Origin of the sequence: Pseudomonas kitaguniensis (assembly GCF_049199985.1) — a bacterium.
Taxonomy (GTDB): Bacteria; Pseudomonadota; Gammaproteobacteria; order Pseudomonadales; family Pseudomonadaceae; genus Aquipseudomonas; species Aquipseudomonas kitaguniensis.
In genome coordinates this window covers 245,747-269,308 of sequence record NZ_JBLZPT010000003.1, presented here as the reverse complement: position 1 = coordinate 269,308, position 23,562 = coordinate 245,747, and the positions used below count along the sequence as shown (strand labels likewise).

General features: G+C 60.5%; 17 protein-coding genes and 1 other RNA gene. 8 read left to right on the top strand and 10 right to left on the bottom strand.

Features of this window, described 5'->3' with window-relative positions:
- Nucleotides 1-277 precede the first annotated feature (277 nt).
- Nucleotides 278-1,180, top strand: coding sequence for a DUF2167 domain-containing protein (locus ACOZK9_RS06665; RefSeq protein WP_421555485.1), 903 nt, complete (start codon nt 278-280; stop codon nt 1,178-1,180).
- 78 nt (nt 1,181-1,258) lie between these two features.
- Here the strand turns inward: ACOZK9_RS06665 and ACOZK9_RS06660 are convergent, their stop codons facing one another.
- On the bottom strand, nt 1,259-1,849 hold the full coding sequence (locus tag ACOZK9_RS06660; RefSeq protein ID WP_152749834.1) for an SH3 domain-containing protein: 591 nt from the start codon (nt 1,847-1,849) through the stop codon (nt 1,259-1,261).
- A gap of 193 nt (nt 1,850-2,042) precedes the next feature.
- The gene (locus ACOZK9_RS06655) at nt 2,043-3,008 is read right to left on the bottom strand and encodes an N-acetylmuramidase family protein (protein ID WP_152749836.1); all 966 of its coding nucleotides are present in this window, start codon (nt 3,006-3,008) and stop codon (nt 2,043-2,045) included.
- An 11-nt stretch (nt 3,009-3,019) separates the two neighbouring features.
- On the opposite strand from ACOZK9_RS06655, the gene ACOZK9_RS06650 reads away from it, so the two are divergent.
- Nucleotides 3,020-3,181, top strand: coding sequence for a hypothetical protein (locus ACOZK9_RS06650; RefSeq protein ID WP_161936693.1), 162 nt, complete (start codon nt 3,020-3,022; stop codon nt 3,179-3,181).
- Nucleotides 3,182-3,226: 45 nt separating this feature from the next.
- Here ACOZK9_RS06650 and ffs read toward each other — a convergent pair.
- The 6 genes from ffs to ACOZK9_RS06620 all read right to left on the bottom strand — a co-directional run bounded on the left by ffs (nt 3,227) and on the right by ACOZK9_RS06620 (nt 12,545).
- An RNA gene (gene ffs / locus ACOZK9_RS06645) (signal recognition particle sRNA small type) lies at nt 3,227-3,323 on the bottom strand.
- A 157-nt stretch (nt 3,324-3,480) separates the two neighbouring features.
- Nucleotides 3,481-4,644, bottom strand: coding sequence for a zinc-binding metallopeptidase family protein (locus ACOZK9_RS06640; RefSeq protein WP_152745638.1), 1,164 nt, complete (start codon nt 4,642-4,644; stop codon nt 3,481-3,483).
- A 117-nt stretch (nt 4,645-4,761) separates the two neighbouring features.
- Nucleotides 4,762-7,119, bottom strand: coding sequence for an NAD-dependent DNA ligase LigA (gene ligA / locus ACOZK9_RS06635; RefSeq protein ID WP_152749838.1), 2,358 nt, complete (start codon nt 7,117-7,119; stop codon nt 4,762-4,764).
- Between the two features lie 86 nt (nt 7,120-7,205).
- Entirely contained in the window at nt 7,206-8,069 is an 864-nt protein-coding gene (zipA, locus tag ACOZK9_RS06630; RefSeq protein WP_152745642.1) for a cell division protein ZipA, read from the bottom strand.
- Between the two features lie 325 nt (nt 8,070-8,394).
- Entirely contained in the window at nt 8,395-11,883 is a 3,489-nt protein-coding gene (smc, locus tag ACOZK9_RS06625; RefSeq protein WP_421555484.1) for a chromosome segregation protein SMC, read from the bottom strand.
- A gap of 2 nt (nt 11,884-11,885) precedes the next feature.
- Nucleotides 11,886-12,545, bottom strand: a complete 660-nt coding sequence (locus ACOZK9_RS06620; protein WP_152749840.1) for a GntR family transcriptional regulator — start codon at nt 12,543-12,545, stop codon at nt 11,886-11,888.
- Nucleotides 12,546-12,836: 291 nt separating this feature from the next.
- Here ACOZK9_RS06620 and xdhA point away from each other — a divergent pair, with 291 nt between their 5' ends.
- The 4 genes from xdhA to guaD all read left to right on the top strand — a co-directional run bounded on the left by xdhA (nt 12,837) and on the right by guaD (nt 18,963).
- A complete protein-coding gene (gene xdhA / locus ACOZK9_RS06615) occupies nt 12,837-14,285 on the top strand; it encodes a xanthine dehydrogenase small subunit (RefSeq protein ID WP_421555483.1) in 1,449 nt (482 codons plus the stop codon).
- Entirely contained in the window at nt 14,278-16,677 is a 2,400-nt protein-coding gene (gene xdhB / locus ACOZK9_RS06610; RefSeq protein WP_421555482.1) for a xanthine dehydrogenase molybdopterin binding subunit, read from the top strand. The genes xdhA and xdhB overlap by 8 nt, the downstream gene beginning before the upstream one ends.
- Before the next feature lie 122 nt (nt 16,678-16,799).
- On the top strand, nt 16,800-17,651 hold the full coding sequence (gene xdhC, locus ACOZK9_RS06605) for a xanthine dehydrogenase accessory protein XdhC (protein ID WP_152749844.1): 852 nt from the start codon (nt 16,800-16,802) through the stop codon (nt 17,649-17,651).
- 7 nt (nt 17,652-17,658) lie between these two features.
- On the top strand, nt 17,659-18,963 hold the full coding sequence (gene guaD / locus ACOZK9_RS06600; protein WP_421555481.1) for a guanine deaminase: 1,305 nt from the start codon (nt 17,659-17,661) through the stop codon (nt 18,961-18,963).
- Between the two features lie 140 nt (nt 18,964-19,103).
- Here the strand turns inward: guaD and ACOZK9_RS06595 are convergent, their stop codons facing one another.
- Complete coding sequence (locus ACOZK9_RS06595; protein WP_058412252.1) at nt 19,104-19,868, bottom strand: GntR family transcriptional regulator; 765 nt, start codon at nt 19,866-19,868, stop codon at nt 19,104-19,106.
- Between the two features lie 226 nt (nt 19,869-20,094).
- On the opposite strand from ACOZK9_RS06595, the gene ACOZK9_RS06590 reads away from it, so the two are divergent.
- Entirely contained in the window at nt 20,095-21,285 is a 1,191-nt protein-coding gene (locus ACOZK9_RS06590; RefSeq protein WP_421555480.1) for a benzoate/H(+) symporter BenE family transporter, read from the top strand.
- A gap of 36 nt (nt 21,286-21,321) precedes the next feature.
- Here ACOZK9_RS06590 and ACOZK9_RS06585 read toward each other — a convergent pair whose 3' ends face one another.
- Nucleotides 21,322-21,666, bottom strand: a complete 345-nt coding sequence (locus ACOZK9_RS06585; RefSeq protein WP_010208515.1) for a YggL family protein — start codon at nt 21,664-21,666, stop codon at nt 21,322-21,324.
- A gap of 237 nt (nt 21,667-21,903) precedes the next feature.
- Between ACOZK9_RS06585 and dacB the strand changes: the two genes are divergently transcribed.
- A complete protein-coding gene (gene dacB, locus ACOZK9_RS06580) occupies nt 21,904-23,394 on the top strand; it encodes a D-alanyl-D-alanine carboxypeptidase/D-alanyl-D-alanine endopeptidase (protein WP_099240647.1) in 1,491 nt (496 codons plus the stop codon).
- Nucleotides 23,395-23,562: the final 168 nt, after the last annotated feature.

Here is a 23,562-nt window from a genome sequence, read left to right as displayed (position 1 = left end):
AAAACCGTCGCAACTGGGAAGCGGAAGCCGGTAATGCTAGCGGAGCAAGGGGAAAATTGCATCCGGCACGCTCGTCTAATCTAACCAGGCTCTGCTGGCTGGCCACGCAAAGGCCTGAACCCGCAGCGTGCAGGCGCGTCGTTCTGGCGATTTATGGATGTTTTCGCTTGCCGCCCTCGACGCGGCGCGACGCTTACCCGAGAGGCTTTCGGCTAACGCAGAACAACCCCTTTACGTTATTCTTCCGCGAAATTAATTCAAAATGTAAGGGACTACCATGAACTACTTGCGCTTATTAATAGCGGCGAGCGCACTCGCCCTGTGTGCCGTTCCCGCTTTCGCGGCACCCGCACCGGCTCCCGCTGAAGCCAGTGCACCAGCCGAAACCGCCGAACACTTTCTCGGTTCACTCAAGCAAAAGACCGGCTTGATCACCCTGCCGAGTGGCATTGCAACCCTCAAGCTCAACGACGAGTTTTACTACCTCGACCCCGCCGACACCGAGCGCTTGTTGACCGATGGCTGGGGCAACCCGCCTGGCTTCAAAACGCTGGGCATGATCGTGCCAAAGGCCGTCAGCCCGTTATCGGAGCGCGGCTGGGGCGTGATCGTCAGCTACAACGCCGACGGCCACGTTTCCGACGAGGATGCGGCGAAAATCGACTACGCCGAAATGCTCAAGCAAATGCAGGAAGAAGACGTCGAAGACAACAAGCAACGTCAGAAACAAGGCTACGCAGGCCTGCACCTGCTGGGCTGGGCCGAGCCGCCGCACTACGATGACAGCACCCATAAAATGTACTGGGCGCGCGAACTGAAAGCCGATGACGCCAACCAGAACACCCTCAACTACAGCATCCGCGTGCTGGGCCGTGAAGGCGTGCTGGAACTCAACGCAGTCGCCGCCATGGCCGACTTGCCCGTGATCAAGCAGGAGTTGCCCAAGGTGCTGGCCTTTACCAACTTCACCGACGGCAACCTGTACACCGACTTCAACCCGAGCACCGACAAACTCGCCACGTATGGGTTGGCGGCTTTGGTGGCCGGCGGTATCGCCGCAAAGGCGGGTTTGTTCGCCAAGATCGGCTTGTTCCTGCTGGCGGCGAAGAAGTTTCTGGTGATCGGTGTTGTCGCGCTGTTGGCAATGATCCGCAAGCTGTTCAACCGCAACAAGGCGTAAACCGCACACACAAAAACGCCGCGGTGTGCTTGGCACACTGCGGCGTCCACGGCTCGCTCACGCAACCCGAGGCGCTACTCAGCTATTGGGCGCAGACACCCGGTTGTATTGATCCTGGCTGATCCAACCGGTGAACGAACGGCCCTTGGCATTGGTGAACTCAACCTGAGCCCAGCCGTCCTTGGCTGCCAGCACACCGACTACATCACCCTTGACGATATACGGGCGCTTGTCGGCGTTGGCGCCTGGTGCTTCCAGCAGGTGAGCCTTGTCGGCAGTCACGGTCACAAGGCCGATCCATTGCCTGGCGACGGTTTGGGTCAGTTCCAGCCCGCTGGCAATTTCAGGCATCAATACGCTGAAGCAGCCGGGATGCTGGCGCCCCTGCTCCACCGTCAACGTCACGCCCTCGGACGCCGCCGCCACGCTGCCGGGATAGGCCTCGTCGAGCCAGGTAGTCAGCGCTTCGGGCTTGCCTTGCAAGTAGAAGGCGCAATTACGGCTCACACCTTCGCCCATCTCTTGCGCGTAAAAGCCCTCCACCTGATGCTCGGGCGTCACCGCCAGCATCAGCCCTTCGTACTGGCCCGAATGCAACTCGGCGGCGCTGGACACTGCAGGCACCATGGCACACAACGACAACACGCCAATGGCTAGAAAACGACTCATAGTATTTTTCCCTTCAAGTGCGGTGCGGGCCTGAGTACGTCATCGTCAAGGGCTGACCGCAGCCGGTGCGCGGCGTGGTAGAGGTGGCTGGCGGAAACTACCAAGACGGCTTTGGGTTGTCCATCCGGCGTTGCTGCCGGTGAGACCGTTACCAACGCGGGGCGCAACACTGCGAGGAGCCATTACCGCGCTGCTATTTTTTCTCCAGCGCATCAAAGGCTTTTTTGATTCGTTTGTCGTAGTCGCCGTAGTCCTTGCCGTTATAAAGGGAAGCCATGCCCACGTAGTCCTTGTTCTTCATGGCTCTGACCAACGCCGGGTTCTTGCGGCAAAAGCCGACGAACGCCATCAATTGCTGGCCGGCATTGACCTTCATCACGGTGACATATTCGACCACGGACGCGTATCCGCAGGCGGCGAAGTTGAAACCCATTATCTGAAACATGCCCCAGGACGCCGACATCAGCGCCGCGTTCGGGTCCAGGTTAAACGCTGCAATCAGGGTTTCCCAAGCCTTCGCCTGGTCCTTGTTATTGGCTCGCCATTGCGCGCCGGCCGGCTCTTTATACGGGTACGACAACAAGGGATAGCTGGCGTCGTACTTGCGCTGGGTGTACTTGCGAAAGATGTGCCCCTCAAACGCGATCACCGGCATTTTGGCTGGCCCGAACCCTGAGCGCCCACCCGATTCGACCGTGGCAAACGCCTTGATGAGATTCACCGAAATACCATTGCCCAATTGCGCGGCGGCGCCCTGAAAGTCAGCCCCGGTGAGGACCACGCTACCGTCACAGGTGGCGCGCGTGACCAACTGCCGCTTGTCTGGTTCAGGCTGCACCGGCGGGGGCAGACTTTCGGGCGCCTGAGCCCCCGCCTGCGCCTTGCGCATATCCTCGACCAGGCTGTTAAACGTGCGGCCTGCCGGGTCAATCACACCGTCGGGCCGGCTGACATTGAGGCGACTCGACTGATAATCGCTGATGCGGCGCACCAACTGCGCGTCGCACTTGCCGTTCTCCAGCAAGCGCACAGCGGGTTTGGGCGTGATCAGATTAAACAGTCGCTGAATGTACTGAATATCGGCAGGCACATTGCGCGCCTTGCCAAGGGTGCCGACTGAGGCAGTGATGCGCGGGGGTAAACTTTGAGGGCTGTTCATGGCAATCATCCTTGTCCAAGAAATGGGCGCCATCACTTCCTTACTACTCCAGCACCACGGTTTTTTTAAAAATACGCATGATTGAAGCTAGCAGGCGGCTGGAGGTTGTCCAGCGCAAAGCCGTCAGCGCTGCCAACAAGACTGGGCAGGTGAACGAAAGAGAGATTTTTTGATTTGAAACAGGCGGGTTGCAGCAAGGAAGAGCGTTATGGAGGCAACCCCACCAGCCACACCCCGGCACACAATGTTCCCGCTGTGGCTGCTGCCTTCCGGCTCTGACCAGGTTCACGGGTAATCGTTGCGGGGGGACCGATGGGGTCACCATAACGACGCTTGCCTCTCGGCAAGCGGGGCCATTGTACCGATCTGATCGGAAGTTACAACCGTTGGTGCCAGATTAAAAATATTCGATGGTTCAAGCACTTGCCCACTGGTTTCGTACAGATCCCGGCAGGCCGGGGCGTGCTTGCGACTACAGCAGAACGGCTTTATCCGCCCTGCCGCCCTCTTCCTGGATCACCAAGTGAATAAAGTGCAGTTTGGCGATCACCGCCGGCGGCAGCACGAACGGGTAGAAATCTGGCTGGCCCATGCTGCGTGACAGTTCGTTGAGCATGCCCGCCAGTTCGATCCACGCGTTGACGAACGACAAAAACGCCGCACCGCCCGGGTGTTCGGGGTCATACAGGCTGGACAGCGGGAACGGCAGGTAATCCAGGTCCATCTCGCGGGCGCTCATGCCAAAGCCCAGCGCGGTGTCGACGGCATCCATCATGTGCAGGTAGTGGGCCCAGGTTTCGGCCCAATCTTCCCAAGGGTGCATGGTCGCGTAGGCGCTGACACAGGTTTGCTGCCAGTCGGGGCGCGGGCCTTCCTGGTAATGCTGGTCCAGAGCATCGGCGTAACTGGCGCGTTCGTCGCCGAACAGGTTACGAAACGGTTCGAGCCAATGGCTGTTGGCGATCAGCCGGTCCCAGTAGTAATGGCCGACCTCATGGCGAAAGTGGCCGAGCAAGGTGCGGTAGGGTTCGCGCATCTGCACGCGGATCTTCTCGCGGTGGGCGTCGTCGGCCTCTTTGATGTCGAGGGTGATCAAGCCGTTGGCGTGGCCGGTGGTCGGCGCGTTGCCTTGCAGGTCAACGCCGACAAAATCGAAGGCCAGGCCGGTGGCCTCGTCGACGCTTTTGGGCAGCACTTGCAGGCCCAGGCCGATCAGTTGCGCGACCAGCCGGCGCTTGGCCGTTTCGACTTTGCGCCAGCGCTCGGCGTTTTCCAGAATCGAGAGGTCGGGGATCGTACGATTCAGGCTGCACGCCACGCACAGTGTCGCAGTGCTGTGGGCCGGGATCAGCCAGTTACACGCAGCCGGGGTGTCAAGGTTGGCGCAGCGGCGAAAGGCGCCGGCATCGAGGTTGTCGTCTTGTAGCCAGGTGCCGGCGACGGGGCCAGGTTGCAGCGAGGCTAACCGACTCTGTTGCGGCTGGTAACCCAGCAGTGCCTGGCACGCCAGGCACTGGCTGTTGCGAAAGAACAGTGCTTGCCCGCAACGGCATTGCCAGACCTTGCTGTTGCGCGAGGATTCGACCATGAACGGCGCGGCGATGCGTGAACTGAGTTGCTCGAAATAGCGGAACATGGCGATCTCTCCCTGGGTGACCAAGACTAGATCATTCAGCCCTTAAAATCGTTCCACTTTATTCAAGGGGCTGCCTTGCAGCCCAACGGGAGCATGCTGCGTCGCCCCGGCAAACGATCAGACGCTGATGTTGTGTGTGGCCAGGAACGCCACAAACGCCTCCTCATCCAGCACCTTGAGCCCCAGCTCGCTGGCCTTGGCCAGTTTCGAACCGGCGCCCGGCCCCGCCACCACGCAATGCGTCTTCGCCGACACCGAACCCGCCACCTTGGCGCCGAGGCTTTCGAGCTTGTCCTTGGCCACATCGCGGCTCATCAGCTCCAGCGAGCCGGTCAGCACCCAAGTGTGCCCGGCTTCCGGCAAGCCTTCGACGACCTTTTTTTCGCTCTGCCAGTGCATGCCAAAGTCCTTGAGCTGCTGCTCAATGGCGAGGGCGCGATGGGCATTGTCTGCGTTATCAAAAAAGTCGCGCACCGCCTTGGCCTGCTTCTCGGGCAGCGCCTGGCGCATGTCGAGCCAGTCCGCCTTGATCACGCCTTCGAGGGTGGTGAATTTATCCGCGAGTTTTTGCGCGGCGCCGGGGCCGACGCTTGGCACGTGCAGCTTGTCGAGCAAACCGCCCAAGGTGGTGCTGGCGGCGAACTCGGCGCTCAGGTCGCCCTGCTCCTGCAATTGCAAGGCGCATTCATCCGGCGACAGCAATGCGCCGATCACTTGCTGGTTATGGCCGTCTTCAAAAAAGCTGTGAATCTCGTGCGCCACTTCCAGGCCAACGTCCGGCAGGTAGGTCAGCACTTCGGGCAAGGCCTGCTGCACGCGCGCCAGCGACGCCAGCGAGCGCGCCAGCACCTTGGCTGTTTCCTCGCCCACATCGGGAATGCCCAAGGCGTAGATAAACCGCGCCAGGGTCGGCGTCTTGCTGTTGTCGATGGCCGTGATCAGCTTCTTGCTGGAAATATCGGCAAAGCCTTCCAGGTCGATAATCTGCTCATACTTGAGTTTGTAGAGGTCGGCCGGCGAACCGATGAGCTTTTCGTCCACCAACTGCTCGATGGTTTTATCGCCCAGGCCGTCGATGTCCATGGCGCGGCGCGAGACGAAGTGGATAATCGCCTGCTTGAGCTGCGCGCCACAGGCCAGGCGGCCAACGCAGCGGTACACCGCGCCTTCGCTGACGGTTTCCTTGCCCTTGCTGCGCTTGACCAGCTGCGTGCGCTCCACGTGGGAGCCGCACACCGGGCAGCGCTCGGGGATCGGCACGGCGCGGGCCGTTTCGGGGCGGCGTTCAAGCACCACCGAAACCACCTGCGGGATCACATCACCGGCGCGGCGGATGATCACGGTGTCGCCGATCATCACGCCCAAACGTGCGACCTCATCCATGTTATGCAAGGTGGCGTTGGAGACAGTCACTCCCGCCACCTTGACCGGCTTCAAGCGTGCCACCGGGGTCACCGCCCCCGTACGGCCAACCTGGAATTCCACGTCAAGCAGCTCGGTCAGTTCTTCCATCGCAGGGAATTTATGCGCAATGGCCCAGCGCGGCTCACGCGCGCGAAAGCCCAGTTCACGCTGGGAGGCGATGCTGTTGACCTTGAACACCACGCCGTCGATTTCATACGGCAGGCTGTTACGCCGCTCGCCGATGTCGCGGTAGTAGTCCAGGCAATCCTGAATACCCTTGGCCAGCTTCAGTTCATGGCTGATCGGCATGCCCCACTTCTGCAATTGGTGCAGGTTGCCAATATGCGTGTCGCTGATGTCGGTGGTCACGCCATAGCAGCAGAATTCCAGCGGGCGGCTGGCGGTGATCTTCGAGTCCAACTGGCGCAGGCTGCCGGCGGCGGCATTGCGCGGGTTGGCAAAGGTCTTGCCGCCCACTTCCAGTTGCGAGGCGTTCAGCCGCTCGAAACCGGTTTTTGACATGAACACTTCGCCGCGCACTTCCAGGGTCGCCGGCCAGCCGCTGCCGTGCAGCTTCAACGGGATGTTGCGCACGGTGCGCACGTTGACGCTGATGTCTTCGCCGGTGGTGCCATCACCGCGCGTGGCACCGCGCACCAGTTCGCCATCTTGATACAGCAAGCTGACCGCCAGGCCGTCCAGCTTCGGCTCGCAGCTGTATTCGACCGCCGCGCCAGCGCCAAACAGATCGCCCACCGGCAGGTCGAGACCTTCGGTAACCCGGCGATCAAACTCCAGCATCGTGGTTTCATCGAAGGCGTTGCCGAGGCTGAGCATCGGCGTCTCATGCTTCACCTGAGTAAACGCCGAGAGCGCCGCGCTGCCGACCCGCTGTGTCGGAGAATCACGCGTGACCAGCTCCGGGTGCGCCGCTTCCAGCGCCTTGAGCTCGTGGAACAACCGATCATACTCGGCGTCCGGGATGCTCGGCTCATCGAGGACGTGGTAGCGGTAATTGTGCTGATCCAGTTCAGCGCGCAATTCAAGGATGCGGGTGTGGGCGGCGGTCATGGGTGTTCTCTCAGAAAGCAAAAGAGCAGCCGAAGCTGCTCAAATGGTAGTGCGCTTATTCTATCGACAACGCTGTGAAGCAATCCTCAGCGTTTTTGTGTCAGAGCGCGACGCTCAAACTCAACGATGCGCTGGCGGTAGTGTTCGATGGTCTGGGCGGTGAGCACGCTGCGTTGGTCATCCTTAAGCTCGCCGTTGAGTTCCTGCGACAGCTTGCGGGCTGCGGCCACCATCACGTCGAACGCTTGCTTGGGGTGACGCGGGCCTGGCAGGCCGAGGAAGAAGCTCACCGCCGGGGTGCTGAACAGGTCAATATCGTCCAGGTCAAAGGTGCCCGGCTTGACCGCATTGGCCATCGAGAACAGCACTTCGCCGTTACCGGCCATGCTTTCGTGACGGTGGAAAATATCCATTTCGCCGAAACGCAGGCCGCTTTCCAGAATATTCTGCAACAACGCCGGGCCTTTGAAGCCGGCGGTGTCGCGGCAGATCACGCTGATCACCAACACTTCTTCGGCGGCCGGCTGGTCGTTCACCGATTGGCGTGGCGCGCTTTTGGCCGGCGCCTCGTCAGGGAAATCGTCGTCGCGGCTGCTGAAGCTCGGGCCGTCATCGGCGTCGAGGTTCAAGTCACCCTGATGCGGCTCAGCCACCGCCGCGCTCCCGCGCTTGCCACGCTTGGCGGTGGGTTCACGCGCTTCACGCATAGGCGCGCTCATCGACGGCAAGTCATGCTCGTCCAGTTGCGGCTCTTTATGGGTGTCCAGCACACGCGGTGGCCCCAGCAACTCGGCACTGCCGTCGTCGTCGGGCAAGTTGGACAGGTTGCGGTCCAAACGGAATTTAAGCTTGCCCTTGCCACCGCGCATGCGGCGCCAGCCATCAAAAAGAATACCGGCAATGACAATAATGCCGATGACGATCAGCCACTCGCGCAGACCGATTTCCATGTAATCCCGTGCCTCTAATAAAAAATGCTGAAAAATAAGGGGTTTAGCACCGTGCAAACCGCTTTAAAACGTGGCGCCAACTCTATGTTCTGACTGACGTTTTGCCCACGCACACGAAAATTTGACATTAAACTAGCACGACCGTTACACCGTTGGCGAGAAGTGTGTCGGTTTGCCATTTTTCTACCCTCGGGAAGATATCTGACTAACCCCGCCAACGGTGAGCTACAAGGTGATAGCTGCAAGCTGCAAGCTACAAGCTATAAGCTGCAAGTGAGTCGGCTTTTAGCTTTTAGCTTGTAGCTTGCCGCTTGCCGCTACGCCGCTAGGCGTCCACCATCGCCATCGCCTCTTCCACATCCACCGCCACCAACCGCGAACAACCCGGCTCGTGCATCGTGACGCCCATCAACTGGTCCGCCATTTCCATGGCGATCTTGTTGTGCGTGATGTAGATGAACTGCACGGTCTGCGACATCTCTTTGACCAACCGTGCATAGCGCCCGACGTTAGCGTCATCCAGCGGCGCATCAACTTCGTCGAGCATGCAAAACGGCGCCGGGTTCAGCTTGAAGATGGCAAATACCAGCGCCAATGCGGTCAGGGCTTTTTCACCACCGGACAACAAATGGATGGTGCTGTTCTTCTTGCCCAGCGGCCGCGCCATGATCGTCACCCCTGTATCGAGTAGATCTTCGCCCGTCAGTTCCAAGTAAGCGCTGCCACCGCCGAAAACTTTCGGGAATAACGCCTGTAAACCGCCATTAATCTGATCAAAGGTATCTTTGAAACGATTACGCGTTTCCTTGTCGATCTTGCGAATCACGTTTTCCAGGGTGTCCAGCGCTTCGACCAAGTCGGCGTTCTGCGCATCCAGATAGCGTTTACGCTCGGACTGCTGCTGGTACTCATCAATGGCCGCAAGGTTGATCGCGCCCAGCCGTTGGATGCGCGCCGCAATGCGCTCAAGTTCTTCTTCGGCATCTTTTTCGTTGGCTTGGGCGGTCAGCGTATTAAGTACGCCGTGCAGGTCGTAGCCGTCTTCCAGCAATTGGTCTTGCAGGGTTTTGCGGCGCACGGTCAAGGCTTGCCATTCCATGCGCTGTTGTTCGAGTTGGCCGCGAATCAGTTGCGATTGCTGCTCGGCCTGGGTGCGGCGCTTTTCGGCGTCACGCAGTTCGCGGTCGGCATCTTCCAGGGCGATCTGCGCAGTCTTGAGTTCTTCGTCGACCGTCATGCGCTTGTCGAGCAACTCTTCAAGCTTGAGCCGCAGCTCTTCAAGCGGCGCTTCGCCCTCCTCCAGGTTGAGGCTCAGTTGCTCGCGCTTTTCGGTGAGGCGTTCGGACTGCATTTCCAGGCGCTCAAGCGCTTGGGCGGTGGACGTGTGTTGAGCGCGCAACGAGCCGAGGCGCACCGCCAATTGGTGCGCGTGGTCCTTGTGCTGGCGGGCTTCCTGGCGCACGCGGTCGAGGCGTTCGCGCAGGCTGTCGCGCTCGGCCAACAGCAGCTCACGCTGCTCGGTGTCGAGGGCCATGCTGTCGAGGGCGTCTTGCAACTGCAGGCGCGCTTCGCCGATTTGCTCGTGTTCGAGGGCGCGCTGCTCGGCCATTTCCACGACCTCTTCGTCGAGGCGAGTGCGGCGCAGGGTCAGTTGCTCGACCTTGGCCTTGCTCGCCGACAATTGTGCTTTCAGCTCGCCTTGCTGGCGTGCTTCGTCCTGCAACAGGCGGCGCAGGTGTTCGCGGCCGGTCTCTTGCTGGCGCTGCGTGGCGCGCAGGGTTTGCAGTTCGGTTTCAAGGCTTTCGAGGGTGGCTTCACGCTCTTCGCGCTCGGCGCTCAGGCTGACGATTTCTTGCCCGCGCGCCAATACGCCGCTTTGCGCATCGCTGGCGCGCCGCACGCGCAAAAAGTGCCGGCCGACCCAGTAGCCGTCGCGGCTGATCAGGCTTTCGCCGGCGGCCAGTTGACTGCGCTGGGCCAGGGCCTGCTCAAGTGTTTCAACCGGCCGAACCTGGCCCAGCCACGGCGACAGGTCAATCGCCGCCTCGACCTTGTCCAGCAAACTGCCGGGCACGCGGGTGCCATCGGCGGCCGGGCTGAGCAAACGCAAATCGCCCTGGGCGAAACCGGCCAGGTCAAAGTCGCCAAAATCGTCCACCAGCACGGCCTGCAGGTCGGCGCCGAGCACGGTTTCTACCGCCAGCTCCCAACCCGCTTCTACTGTCAAGCCTTCAGCCAGGCGTGGGCGCTCGGCCAAGTGCTGGTCGCGCAGCCATTCGGCGGTGCCGGTGCCGGGGTCGAGCGCGGCTTGCTGCAACGCTTCAAGTGAGGCCAAGCGACCGTTCAGCCGCTGCAAATCGCCTTGCGCTTGCTGCTGGGCCTGGGTCGCGTGGTGCAGTTGCTGACGCAATTGCTCCAGGCGCTCCACTTGCTGTTCTTCGCTGGCTTCCAACTCCTCCAGCGTCATCTCGCTTTCGGCCAGTTGCTCGCTCAACGCCATGATCGCCGCGTCTTCCGGGTCGGCGGCGAGCAATACGCGCTCCTCCTGCAAGCGGCGCTGGCGTTCGGCCAAGCGCTCCATGCTGGTTTCCAACTGTTGGATGCGCGACTGCTGCACCTCGGCCTGACGCCGCGGTTCGGCGGAGTGCAGGTTGAAGGTGTCCCAGCGCTCCTGCCAACCGTGCAGGGTGGTCTCGGACTCTTCCAGCGCAGCGGCGGCTTCTTCGGCTGCGGCGCTGGTGATTTCCTGCTCGGGGGTGAGCATGTCCAGCTCTTCGCCGAGGGTCAGCAATAAAGTACGGTCATGGCCCAGGTGCGATTCGGTTTCGAGGCGCGCGCGCTCGGCCTCCTTCAAATCATCCTGCAACTGGCGCAGCCGCTGCTGGCCGTGCTGGATGCTTTGCTCGACGCGGGCAATATCGCCGCCCACCGAATAGAAGCGCCCCTGCACCAGATTGAAGCGCTCGGACAGATCATGGTGCCCGTCGCGCAGGCGCTCGATACTCGCGTCGGCATTGCGTTGTTCGGCCACCAATGCTTCAAAGCTGATTTCCTGGGTGCCGATAATTGCTTCGCGCTGGCCCACCTGATCGTTCAGTGCCTGCCAGCGCAACGCCGACAGTTGCGCCTTGAGCTGACGCTCTTCGCCCTTGTATTCCTGATACTTCTCGGCGGCCTGGGCCTGGCGGTGCAAGCGCTCAAGTTGACGCTCCAGCTCTTCACGCAGGTCAGTCAGGCGGGCGAGGTTTTCATGGGTGCGGCGGATACGGTTTTCGGTTTCGCGGCGGCGCTCCTTGTACTTGGAGATGCCGGCCGCTTCTTCGATAAAGTTACGCAGGTCTTCGGGCTTGGCCTCGATCAGCTTGGAGATCATGCCCTGCTCGATGATCGAGTAGCTGCGCGGGCCGAGGCCGGTGCCGAGGAAAATATCGGTAATGTCGCGACGGCGGCACTTGGTGCCGTTGAGGAAGTAGCTGTTCTGGCTGTCGCGCGTGACCTTGCGGCGGATGGAAATTTCCGCGTACGCCGCGTATTCGCCGACCAGCGTGCCGTCGGAGTTATCAAACACCAGTTCGATGCTGGCCTGGCTCACCGGTTTGCGGCTGGTGGAGCCGTTGAAGATGACATCGGTCATCGACTCGCCACGCAGGTTTTTCGCCGAGCTCTCGCCCATCACCCAGCGTACGGCGTCGATGATGTTCGACTTGCCGCAGCCATTGGGCCCCACCACCGCCGCCATGTTACTGGGGAAGTTCACCGTGGTCGGGTCGACGAAGGATTTGAACCCCGCCAGTTTGATGCACTTGAGCCGCACGTTTAGGCGTCCGCCAACGCAGCGATGACCAACGCGCTGCTGCGGTGGCAGTAGGCCGACAGCACCAGGCGGATCTGCGTCAGGTCACGCGCCAGCACGGCCGCGAGCAATTGCTCGAACAACGCCAGGTACTCGCTCATCTCTGCCTTGCGCTGTTCCAGCGCCAAGTAATAGGCGCGGCTCATCGCCGGTTGCAGGTTATCGACGGTTTCCTGCAAATACGGGTTATTGGCGAAGGGGTACGCAGCACGCATCACGTTGAAGCTTTCTTCGACGAAGGCGCGGATGTCCTCACGCTCGAAACTGCTCACCAGGCGTTGCTGGATGTGCAGGAACGGCGCCATGTCGGCCTGCACCTGCCAGCCCTCGGCCACCGCATTGCCCAGCAGAATGTACAGCTCGCCCATCAGCGTGCACAGGCTCTGCACCTTGTGCGCGGTGAGTTCGGTAACGTGGGCGCCACGGCGCGGCAGGATGGCGACGAGGTGGCGGCGTTCAAGGATCAATAAGGCTTCGCGCACAGAACCACGGCTGACATTCAGCGCCAGCGTGACCTTCTGCTCCTGGATCCGCTCTCCAGGCTTGAGATCGCCGCGAATAATACGTTCGGCGAGGTGGTGAGCGATTTGCTCGGCGAGACTGTCCGGCGCCTTGAACGTCATGTTTTCCCTTCAAAATCTTCTATCGGTACAAGCGCGGCAGTGTAGCGCATTGGCCCGCTGATGGCGCTACGCCCACCTTGGCGAATTTGGCATGAAATAAGCAAAGATCAATCACCAGAAGAAGCCTGAAAGCCGGCAAAAACACTGGCTGCAAAAGACTGGGCTTTAATTAAAGGTGTTGTGATCGCAATTTCTTGACCCTCAGGTCAGAAACTCATTGACCGAAAAGTCAGACATGACTAGATTCGGCGCAATGCGGTTTACAACAATAACGACTCTGTGAGGCCTTCCGTGATCCAGTTTTTACTTAACCAGGAACTCCGTAGCGAGCACGCCCTGGACCCGAACCTCACCGTGCTCAACTATTTGCGCGAACACGTGGGCAAACCCGGGACCAAGGAAGGCTGCGCCAGCGGCGATTGCGGCGCGTGCACCGTGGTAGTCGGCGAGTTGCACAGCGACGCGCAAGGCACCGAGCAGATTCGTTATCGCAGCCTCAACTCCTGCCTGACGTTTGTGTCGTCATTGCACGGCAAACAACTGATCAGCGTCGAAGACCTCAAACATCAAGGCCAACTGCACAGCGTTCAGCAAGCCATGGTCGAGTGCCACGGCTCGCAATGCGGTTTTTGCACGCCAGGTTTTGTGATGTCGTTGTTTGCCCTGCAAAAAAACAGCGACGCCCCCGACAGCCAAAAAGCCCATGAAGCGCTGGCCGGCAACCTGTGCCGCTGCACTGGCTATCGGCCGATTCTGGCGGCCGCCGAACGGGCCTGCTGCAACAAGCCCCACGACCAGTTCGACAGCCGTGAGGCGCAGACCATTGCTCGCCTCAAAGCCATCGCGCCAACCCACACCGGCGAACTCAACAGCGGTGACAAGCGCTGCCTGGTGCCGCTGACCGTCGCCGACCTGGCCGACCTTTACGACGCTTACCCGCAAGCACGGCTACTCGCTGGCGGGACGGATTTGGCACTCGAAGTGACGCAGTTTCACCGCAGCTTGCCGGTGATGATCTACGTCGGCAACATCGAGGAGATGAAGCGCATCGAGTCGTTTGACGACCGCCTGGAAATCGGCGCCGCCACCGCGCTGTCTGATTGCTACAGCGCGCTGCACCACGAATACGCGGATTTTGGCGAGCTGCTGCAGCGCTTCGCCTCGCTGCAAATACGCAACCAGGGCACCTTGGGCGGCAACATCGGCAACGCATCGCCGATTGGTGATTCGCCGCCGTTGCTGATCGCGCTGGGCGCGCAAATCGTGCTGTGCAAAGGCACTGCGCGCCGCACCCTGGCGCTGGAAGACTACTTTATCGACTACCGGGTCACCGCGCGCCAAGACAGCGAGTTCATCGAGAAGATCATCGTGCCCAAGGGCCATACCTTGTTTCGCGCCTACAAGGTTTCCAAGCGCCTGGACGATGATATTTCTAAGGTGTGCGCGGCCTTCAACCTGAAGCTTGAGAACGGCGTGATCCGCGAGGCGCGTGTTGCCTTCGGCGGTATGGCCGCCACGCCCAAACGCGCTAAAAGCTGCGAGGCGGTGCTGGTCGGCGCCACATGGAATTGCGCCACCGTAGAAAAAGCCTGCGCCGCCTTGGCCGAGGATTTCACCCCGCTGTCAGACTTTCGCGCGAGCAAGGAATACCGCCTGCTCAGCGCGCAAAACCTGCTGCGCAAATACTTCATCGAACTGCAAACGCCGCACATCGAGACTCGGGTGACCGCTTATGTCTAACCATCACGCCGTGGTAAAAACCCAGGCCGAACTCGCCGAGCTGTTTGCCCAGGATCTGACCTCAGGCGTCGGCCGCAGCGTCAAGCATGACAGCGCCGCCAAACACGTCAGCGGCGAAGCGCAGTACATCGATGACCGCCTGGAATTCCCTAATCAGTTGCACCTGTACGCGCGCATGTCCGACCGCGCGCACGCCAGAATCATCAGCATCGACACCGCGCCCTGCTATGCGTTTGACGGCGTGCGCATCGCTATCACGCACGCAGACGTGCCGGGCCTGAAAGACATCGGCCCGCTGTTGCCCGGCGACCCGTTGCTGGCCATCGACACGGTGCAATTCGTCGGCCAAGTGGTGCTGGCGGTTGCCGCCCGCGACCTGGAAACCGCGCGCAAAGCCGCGATGGCCGCGGTGATCGAATACGAAGACCTGGAGCCGGTGCTGGACGTGGTCGAGGCGTTTCGCAACAAGCATTTCGTGCTCGACAGCCACACCCACCAACGCGGTGATTCGGCGGGCGCGCTGGCCACGGCGAAGAACCGCCTGCAGGGCACCTTGCACATCGGCGGCCAGGAACACTTTTACCTGGAGACGCAGATTTCGTCGGTGATGCCCACCGAAGACGGCGGCATGATCGTCTACTGCTCCACGCAAAACCCCACCGAAGTGCAGAAGCTGGTGGCCGAAGTGCTCGACGTGTCGATGAGCAAAATCGTGGTCGACATGCGCCGCATGGGCGGCGGTTTCGGCGGCAAAGAAACCCAGGCGGCGAGCCCTGCGTGCCTGTGCGCGGTGGTCGCGCGCCTCACCGGCCAGCCGACTAAAATGCGCCTGCCGCGCGTCGAAGACATGCTGATGACCGGCAAGCGCCACCCCTTCTATATTGAATACGATGTGGGCTTTGACGACAGCGGCCGCCTGCACGGTATTAACCTGGAACTGGCAGGTAACTGCGGCTGCTCGCCGGACCTGTCGAACTCGATTGTCGACCGCGCAATGTTCCACGCCGACAACGCGTATTACCTGGGCGACGCCATCGTCAACGGTCATCGCTGCAAGACCAACACCGCCTCCAACACCGCTTACCGCGGCTTCGGCGGCCCGCAAGGCATGGTCGCCATTGAAGAAGTGATGGACACCATCGCCCGCCACTTGGGCCTGGACCCGCTGGCCGTGCGCAAGGCCAACTACTACGGCAAGACCGAGCGCAACGTCACCCATTACTACCAGACCGTCGAGCACAACATGCTCGAAGAAATGACCGCCGAGCTTGAGGCCAGCAGCCAATACGCCGAGCGCCGTGAGGCGATTCGCTTGTACAACGCGCACAGCCCGATCCTGAAAAAAGGCCTGGCGCTGACCCCGGTTAAATTCGGCATTTCGTTCACCGCAAGCTTCCTCAATCAGGCGGGTGCGCTGATTCATATCTACACCGACGGCAGCATCCACCTCAACCACGGTGGCACCGAGATGGGCCAGGGGTTGAACACCAAGGTTGCGCAGGTAGTGGCCGAAGTGTTCCAGGTTGACATCGACCGCGTGCAGATCACTGCGACCAACACCGACAAAGTGCCCAACACCTCGCCGACCGCTGCGTCCAGCGGCGCCGACCTGAACGGCAAGGCCGCGCAGAACGCCGCCGAAACCATCAAGCAACGCCTGGTGGAATTCGCCGCGCGCAAGTACGACGTGAGTGAAGCGGATGTGCAATTTCGCAACGGCCATGTGCGCGTGCGTGAGCAGATCCTGACGTTTGAGGCGCTGATTCAGCAGGCGTATTTCGGTCAGGTGTCGCTGTCGAGCACGGGCTTCTACAAAACCCCGAAAATCTTCTACGACCGCAGCCAGGCGCGTGGTCGGCCGTTCTATTATTTTGCGTTCGGCGCGGCCTGTTGCGAGGTGATCGTCGACACCCTGACGGGCGAGTACAAGATGCTGCGCACCGACATCCTCCACGATGTGGGCGCCTCGCTGAACCCGGCCATCGACATCGGCCAGGTCGAGGGCGGCTTTATTCAGGGCATGGGCTGGCTGACCATGGAAGAGCTGGTGTGGAACAACAAAGGCAAGTTGATGACCAACGGGCCGGCCAGCTACAAGATCCCCGCCGTTGCGGACATGCCGCTGGATTTGCGCGTGAATCTGGTGGAAAACCGCAAGAACCCGGAAGACACGGTGTTCCATTCCAAGGCGGTCGGCGAGCCGCCGTTTATGCTCGGTATTGCCTCGTGGTGTGCGATCAAGGACGCCGTGGCGAGCTTGGGCGACTATCGGCATCAGCCCAACATCGACGCGCCAGCCACGCCTGAGCGGGTGTTGTGGGGGTGCGAACAAATGCGCCAATTGACTGTGGCGAAGGTGGTTGAGGCTGATACCGAGATGGCGTCGCTTTAGATCGAGGCGCCACCCTCGGGGGCAAGCCCCCTCCCACACTGGAATGTACTCGCCGCTCTAAATGTGGGAGGGGGCTTGCCCCCGATGATGGCCGAACTGACAACAGAAATGTTGAGGTAAACATGAACAACTGGATCAGCGCCCTTGCCGACCTGCAAAACCAGGGTGAGCCCTGCGTACTGGTGACCATCATCGAGGAGCTCGGCTCGACGCCGCGCAATGCCGGTTCGAAGATGGTTATCAGCGCCGCGCAGACCTTCGACACCATCGGTGGTGGGCACCTGGAATACAAGGCGATGCAGATCGCCCGGGACATGCTCGTGCGCGGCCAACAGAACACCCATCTTGAACGTTTCAGCCTCGGCGCAAGCCTGGGCCAATGCTGCGGCGGCGTGACCGTGCTGCTGTTCGAACCGATGGGCCAGGTGCAGGCGCAAATCGCCGTGTTTGGCGCAGGCCATGTTGGCCGCGCGCTGGTGCCGCTGCTGGCCAGCCTGCCGTGCCGGGTACGCTGGATCGATTCGCGTGATCAGGAGTTTCCGCAACATATCCCGCAAGGCGTGCGTAAAATCGTCAGCGAAGACCCGGTCGACGAAATTGCCGACTTGCCCGTGGGCAGTTACTGCATCGTCATGACCCACAATCACGCGCTGGACCTGGAACTGACCGCCGCCCTGCTCAAGCGCAATGACTTTACCTACTTCGGCCTGATCGGCTCGAAGACCAAACGGGTCAAGTTCGAACACCGCCTGCGTGATCGCGGCTTCGACACTGCACACATGCAACGCATGCGTTGCCCCATGGGCCTCAGCGAGGTCAAGGGCAAATTGCCGGTGGAGATTGCGATCTCTATCGCCGGCGAAATCATCGCCACCTATAACGCGAATTTCGGCCAGCACACTGCGAGCGCCGAACCGATTGCCAAACTGCTGCCAGCTTCACGCCGCAGCCAAGCTTCTGTTGCCAAGTATTGAGATAACCATGCCTTTGACTCGCAAAGCCTACCGAGCCGCCATCCTGCACAGCATCGCCGACCCTGCCGAGGTGGGCGTCGACGCCTCTTATGAGTATTTTGAAGACGGCCTGCTGGTGATCGATAACGGCCAGATCAGCGCCTTGGGCCACGCCAGTGACTTACTGGCGAGCCTGCCCGCCGACATCACCGTGACGCATTACCCGGATGCACTGATCACCCCCGGCCTGATCGACACGCACATCCACCTGCCGCAAACCGGCATGATCGGCGCCTATGGCGAGCAGTTGCTGGACTGGCTCAACACCTACACGTTCCCGTGTGAAAGCCAGTTCGCCGACACGGCCCATGCCGAAGAAGTCGCCGATATTTTCATCAAGGAACTGCTGCGCAACGGCACCACCACCGCGCTGGTGTTTGGCAGTGTGCACCCGCAGTCGGTGGACGCGTTTTTTGAAGCGGCGCAAAAACTCGACCTGCGCATGATCGCCGGCAAGGTGATGATGGACCGCAACGCGCCGGACTATTTGACCGACACCGCCGAAACCGGCTACCAGCAAAGCAAGGCGCTGATCGAGCGCTGGCACGGCAAAGGCCGCCTGCACTATGCGGTGACGCCGCGCTTTGCACCGACCAGCACACCTGCGCAGTTGGCGCTGGCCGGGCAACTGCTCGGCGAGTATCCGGGCTTGTATATGCAGACGCACATCAGTGAGAACACCCAGGAAGTCGAATGGGTGAAGGAGCTGTTCCCGGAGCGCAGCGGCTATCTGGATGTGTACGACCACTACCAATTGCTCGGTGAACGCTCGGTGTTCGCCCATGGCGTGCACCTGTGTGATGACGAGTGCGCACGGTTGGCGCAAACCGGTTCGGCGGTGGCGTTCTGCCCGACCTCGAACCTGTTCCTTGGCAGTGGTTTGTTCAACCTGCCGATGGCCGAGAAACACAAGTTGAACGTGGGCCTGGGCACGGACGTCGGCGGCGGCACCAGCTTCTCGCTCCTGCAAACGCTGAACGAAGCGTACAAGGTCATGCAGTTGCAGGGCGCACGGTTGAGCCCATTCAAGTCGCTGTACCTGGCGACTTTGGGCGGCGCGCGGGCCCTGCGTTTGGAAGACAAGATCGGCACCTTGCAGCCAGGCAACGACGCGGACTTTTTAGTGCTGGACTACAACGCGACGCCGCTGCTGAGCTATCGCTTGAAGCAGGCGAACAGCATTGCCGAGACGTTGTTTGTGTTGATGACGCTGGGGGATGACCGGGCGATTCTGCAGACCTACGCGGCCGGCAATCTCGTGCATCAACGCTGATCTAAAGCACACCGAGAAACAAATGTGGGAGCGGGCTTGCTCGCGAATACGGAGTGTCAGTCACCAGATGCATTGACTGATCTACCGCATTCGCGAGCAAGCCCGCTCGCACATTTCTTGGCCCTGGTGAGTCAGGGAAATTACAGTTTTACTGAGGAGCGCCCTGGCTTTTTGGTCTGCAACAGGTGCGAGAACACCGCGTGCAAATCATCCGACGCGCTTTCCTCATCGAGGTTGAGTTTGCTGTCGATGTGATCCATGTGGTGCATCATCAGGTTCACCGCCAGCACCGCGTCCCGCGCTTCGATCGCATCGATCAACTGGGTGTGTTCATCGTAGGAACAGTGCGAGCGGTTGCCGCTTTCGTACTGGGCGATGATCAACGAGGTCTGCGACACCAGGCTGCGCTGGAAGCTGATCAGCGGTGCGTTTTTTGCCGCTTCTGCCAACTTCAAATGGAATTCGCCGGAGAGGCGGATACCGGCACCGCGATCGCCACGCGAGAAGCTGTCGCGCTCGTCGTTGACCATCTGGCGCAACTCGGCCAACTGCTCGGCGGTAGCGTGCTGCACCGCCAACTCCGTGATCGCCCGCTCGACCAGACGCCGGGCCAGGAATACCTGACGCGCTTCTTCGACACTCGGGCTGGCCACTACCGCGCCGCGATTGGGCCGCAGCAACACCACGCCTTCATGGGCCAGGCGCGACAGCGCTCGGCGAATGATGGTGCGGCTGACGCCAAAGATTTCGCCCAGTGCCTCTTCACTCAATTTGGTTCCGGGTGCCAGGCGCTGCTCAAGGATTGCCTCGAAGATATGCGCGTAGACGATGTCGTCCTGGGTTCCGGTGCGACCGACCTTGCCGGCTCGCGGTTGTTTCTTGAGAGGTTGCAACTGTTCGTTCATGGGCACTCGGGTTTGGAGAACGGCGGCGAATTAACGGTAATACGGCAACGGCGAGCCGCTGGCAAGTATCACCTAAAAACACGGCATATTGTACACAACCGAATGCGCCAACACACTGTACGGCTGTTTGCGGCCCCGGCTGTATTGCAATGGCTCGTTGCGTTTAAGTTTAGGCTTGAATCTGCGCCTTCACCGGCAAACACCCTGGTAAAAGGAACACCGCCCCATGACCGACGCCACCCAAGCGCCTTTGCGCCCGCTGGCCGACACCTCTGCGTCGGCCGTTGTCGCAGGCTTTATTGCGATGATGACCGGTTACACCAGTTCGCTGGTGCTGATGTTCCAGGCCGGTCAAGCCGCCGGGCTGACCACGGCGCAGATTTCCTCGTGGATCTGGGCCATCTCCATCGGCATGGCGGTGTGCAGCATCGGCCTGTCGCTGCGCTATCGCACGCCAATCACCATTGCATGGTCGACGCCGGGCGCGGCGCTGTTGATCACAAGCCTGGGCGGCGTGAGTTACGGCGAGGCGATTGGCGCCTACGTCACCTGCGCAGTGCTGGTGACGCTCTGCGGGCTGACCGGCAGCTTCGAAAAACTCGTCAAGCGCATTCCGGCATCGCTGGCGGCGGCCTTGCTGGCGGGAATTCTGTTCAAGATCGGCAGCGAGATTTTCGTCGCCGCCCAACATCGCACCGGGCTGGTGCTGGGGATGTTTTTTACTTACCTGATCATCAAGCGCCTGTCGCCGCGTTATGCAGTGCTGGCTGCGCTGGTGATCGGCAGCGTGCTGTCGGGCGTGATGGGGCTGCTGGATTTCAGCCACTTTCACCTGGAAGTGGCAACGCCGGTATGGACCACGCCGCACTTCTCGCTGGCGGCAACCATCAGCATCGGCATCCCGCTGTTCGTGGTGGCGATGACCTCGCAGAACATGCCCGGCGTCGCCGTGTTGCGCGCCGACGGCTACACCGTGCCCGCCTCGCCATTGATCACAGTGACGGGTCTGGCCTCGTTGGTGCTCGCACCCTTCGGCTCCCACGGGATCAATTTAGCAGCGATCAGTGCAGCCATCTGCACCGGGCCGCATGCCCATGAAGACCGCAACAAGCGCTACACCGCTGCCGTGTGGTGCGGGGTGTTCTACGGCATTGCCGGGGTATTTGGCGCGACCTTGGCGGCATTGTTTGCAGCCTTGCCCAAGGAGCTGGTGCTGTCGATTGCGGCGCTGGCGTTGTTTGGCTCGATCATCAATGGCTTGAGCATCGCGATGAATGAGCCGAAGGAACGCGAAGCGGCGCTGATCACCTTTATGGTCACTGCGTCAGGCTTGACGTTGTTTTCTATCGGGTCGGCATTTTGGGGGATTGTGGCGGGCGTGTTGACGCTGCTGATTTTGAACGGGCGCAAGGCATAAAAAAACGGCGACCCGAGGGTCGCCGTTTTTTCAGTATCACTTAGCCGCGTTGATCGGCTTTTCCGGATACCACACGTCCAGCAACGGGCTGACTTCAGCCTTGGTCAGCTCGGAACGGGTTTTCAGCCAAGCTTCAACAGCAGCACGCTGCTCTTCGGAGACCGAGCCACGCTTCTGCAGGCAAACCAGACCGTAGTCGTCGCCGCCGACATAGCCCAGACCGTTGGCTTCCATGGCTTCTTTGATGAATGCTTCGAGGAAAGCGTCGATAGCTTCTTCACTCAGGCCTTCTTTGAAGTCCAGGTTCAGTTCGAAACCCAGCTCTTGAAATTCATCAACGCACAGTTTTTTGCGCAGACGCTGGGAACGGTTAGTCGCCATTGGAACAATCCTCATAAGTAATAACGGGCGGCACTTTAGCAGTTTAAGGTGACGATTGCCCGACTCTCTAAGACAGGCGGCCCATAGCCGCTAAAAAAAACGCTGATTTGCAGCTATCGTTCAGCTACAACTGGCTCCACCTTGGGGCATAATGCCGACACTTTCGTGACCAATGAGGGATTTTCTTACATACCCCTCGCCTTTTTTCGCCCTTTCCGCTGCAGGGTCTTATTCGTTATGATCAAATCGTTGCGTTGCCTTTCTTTACGTCCTCAGTCTTTTCGTTCAGCACTACTCGCCAGCTTTCTTCTGCCACTGGCCTTTTCCGTGACTGCCGCGCCGATCAATACCACCCTGCCGCCGAATGTTCAGCAGGCCCTGCAGAAGGCCAAAATACCCAATACCTCGCTGTCGCTGGTGATGTTGCCCCTCACCGGCCCCGGCACGCCGACCGTGTTCAACGCCGATGTTTCGGTGAACCCGGCCTCTACCATGAAACTGGTCACCACTTACGCGGCCCTGGAAATGCTCGGCCCCAACCACCAGTGGAAAACCGAGTTCTACACCGACGGCACCCTCAGCGGTGGCGTGTTGCACGGCAACCTGTACCTCAAGGGCGGCGGCGACCCCAAGCTGAACATGGAAAAACTCTGGCTGTTGATGCGCGACCTGCGCGCCAACGGCGTGCAACAAGTCACCGGCGACCTGGTGCTGGACCGCAGCTTCTTCAACCCGCCGCAATTGCCCGAATTCAATGACGACGGCAACGATGAGAACAAACCGTTCCTGGTCAAGCCGGATGCCCTGCTGGTCAACCTCAAAGCCCTGCGCTTTGTCACCCGTAATGATTCGGGCCGGGTAATCGTGTCGGTCGAGCCGCCGATCGCGAGCATTCGCATCGACAACCAGGTGAAAGTGTCCAACGCCAAGCAGTGCACCGGCGACGTGCGCTACAGCCCGGTAACCGCCGCCGATGGCAGCGTTACCGTGACCGTCAGCGGGCAGTTGGGCGATGGCTGCAGTTCGCAGACCTACTTGTCGCTGCTCGACCACGCCACCTACACCGCCGGCGCCGTGCGCGCGATCTGGAAAGAATTGGGCGGCACTATTCAGGGCCGTGACATTCAGGCGCCAGTGCCCAAGGACGCCAAGGTGCTGGCCCGTGCGTTTTCGCCGGACCTGGCGGAAATCATCCGCGACATCAATAAATACAGTAACAACACCATGGCCCAGCAGTTGTTCCTGAGCCTCGGCGCGCAGTTTCGCAACGATGCCGACGGCGACGACGCCAAGGCGGCGCAACGTGTGGTGCGCCAGTGGTTGGCGAAAAAGGGCATTACTGCGCCGCACCTGGTGATGGAGAACGGCTCTGGCCTGTCCCGCGCCGAACGGGTCAGCGCGCGCGAGATGGCCGCGATGCTGCAGGCTGCGTGGAGAGGCCCGTATGCGGCGGAATACATCAGCTCGCTGCCGATTGCAGGCACCGACGGCACGATGCGCAAGCGTCTGAAAACCACCGCCATGCGTGGGGAAGCTCACGTTAAAACGGGCACTCTGAACACAGTGCGCGCTATTTCCGGGTTTAGTCGCGACAACAATGGGAACAGCTGGGTAGTGGTTGCGATCCTCAACGATTCGAAGCCTTGGGGCGCCTCGTCGGTGCTGGATCAGGTGCTGCTGGACTTGTATCGCCAGCCGAAGCTGACGGCGGCTGCGCCGGTGCTCTAGATTGAGTGCGCATAGGTTATTTGGATAAAGCAGCAAAAGCTGCCTTTGTGGGGGGGGGGGGGGGGGGGGGGGGGGGGGGGGGGGGGGGGGGGGGGTGGGGTGTTAGTATAATTATAAAAAAAAAAAAAAAGAAAACAAAGAAAAAAAAAAAAAAAAAAAAAAAAAAAC

Coding starts and splice junctions, on each gene's coding strand:
- zipA (WP_152745642.1), bottom strand. CDS start 8,069: ATGGAAATCGGTCTGCGCGAGTGGCTGATCGTCATCGGCATTATTGTC.
- ACOZK9_RS06590 (WP_421555480.1), top strand. CDS start 20,095: ATGACCGACGCCACCCAAGCGCCTTTGCGCCCGCTGGCCGACACCTCT.
- ligA (WP_152749838.1), bottom strand. CDS start 7,119: ATGACCGCCGCCCACACCCGCATCCTTGAATTGCGCGCTGAACTGGAT.
- ACOZK9_RS06660 (WP_152749834.1), bottom strand. CDS start 1,849: ATGAGTCGTTTTCTAGCCATTGGCGTGTTGTCGTTGTGTGCCATGGTG.
- xdhC (WP_152749844.1), top strand. CDS start 16,800: ATGAACAACTGGATCAGCGCCCTTGCCGACCTGCAAAACCAGGGTGAG.
- dacB (WP_099240647.1), top strand. CDS start 21,904: ATGATCAAATCGTTGCGTTGCCTTTCTTTACGTCCTCAGTCTTTTCGT.
- guaD (WP_421555481.1), top strand. CDS start 17,659: ATGCCTTTGACTCGCAAAGCCTACCGAGCCGCCATCCTGCACAGCATC.
- ACOZK9_RS06595 (WP_058412252.1), bottom strand. CDS start 19,868: ATGAACGAACAGTTGCAACCTCTCAAGAAACAACCGCGAGCCGGCAAG.
- ACOZK9_RS06640 (WP_152745638.1), bottom strand. CDS start 4,644: ATGTTCCGCTATTTCGAGCAACTCAGTTCACGCATCGCCGCGCCGTTC.
- xdhB (WP_421555482.1), top strand. CDS start 14,278: ATGTCTAACCATCACGCCGTGGTAAAAACCCAGGCCGAACTCGCCGAG.
- ACOZK9_RS06655 (WP_152749836.1), bottom strand. CDS start 3,008: ATGAACAGCCCTCAAAGTTTACCCCCGCGCATCACTGCCTCAGTCGGC.
- ACOZK9_RS06585 (WP_010208515.1), bottom strand. CDS start 21,666: ATGGCGACTAACCGTTCCCAGCGTCTGCGCAAAAAACTGTGCGTTGAT.
- ACOZK9_RS06620 (WP_152749840.1), bottom strand. CDS start 12,545: ATGACGTTCAAGGCGCCGGACAGTCTCGCCGAGCAAATCGCTCACCAC.
- ACOZK9_RS06665 (WP_421555485.1), top strand. CDS start 278: ATGAACTACTTGCGCTTATTAATAGCGGCGAGCGCACTCGCCCTGTGT.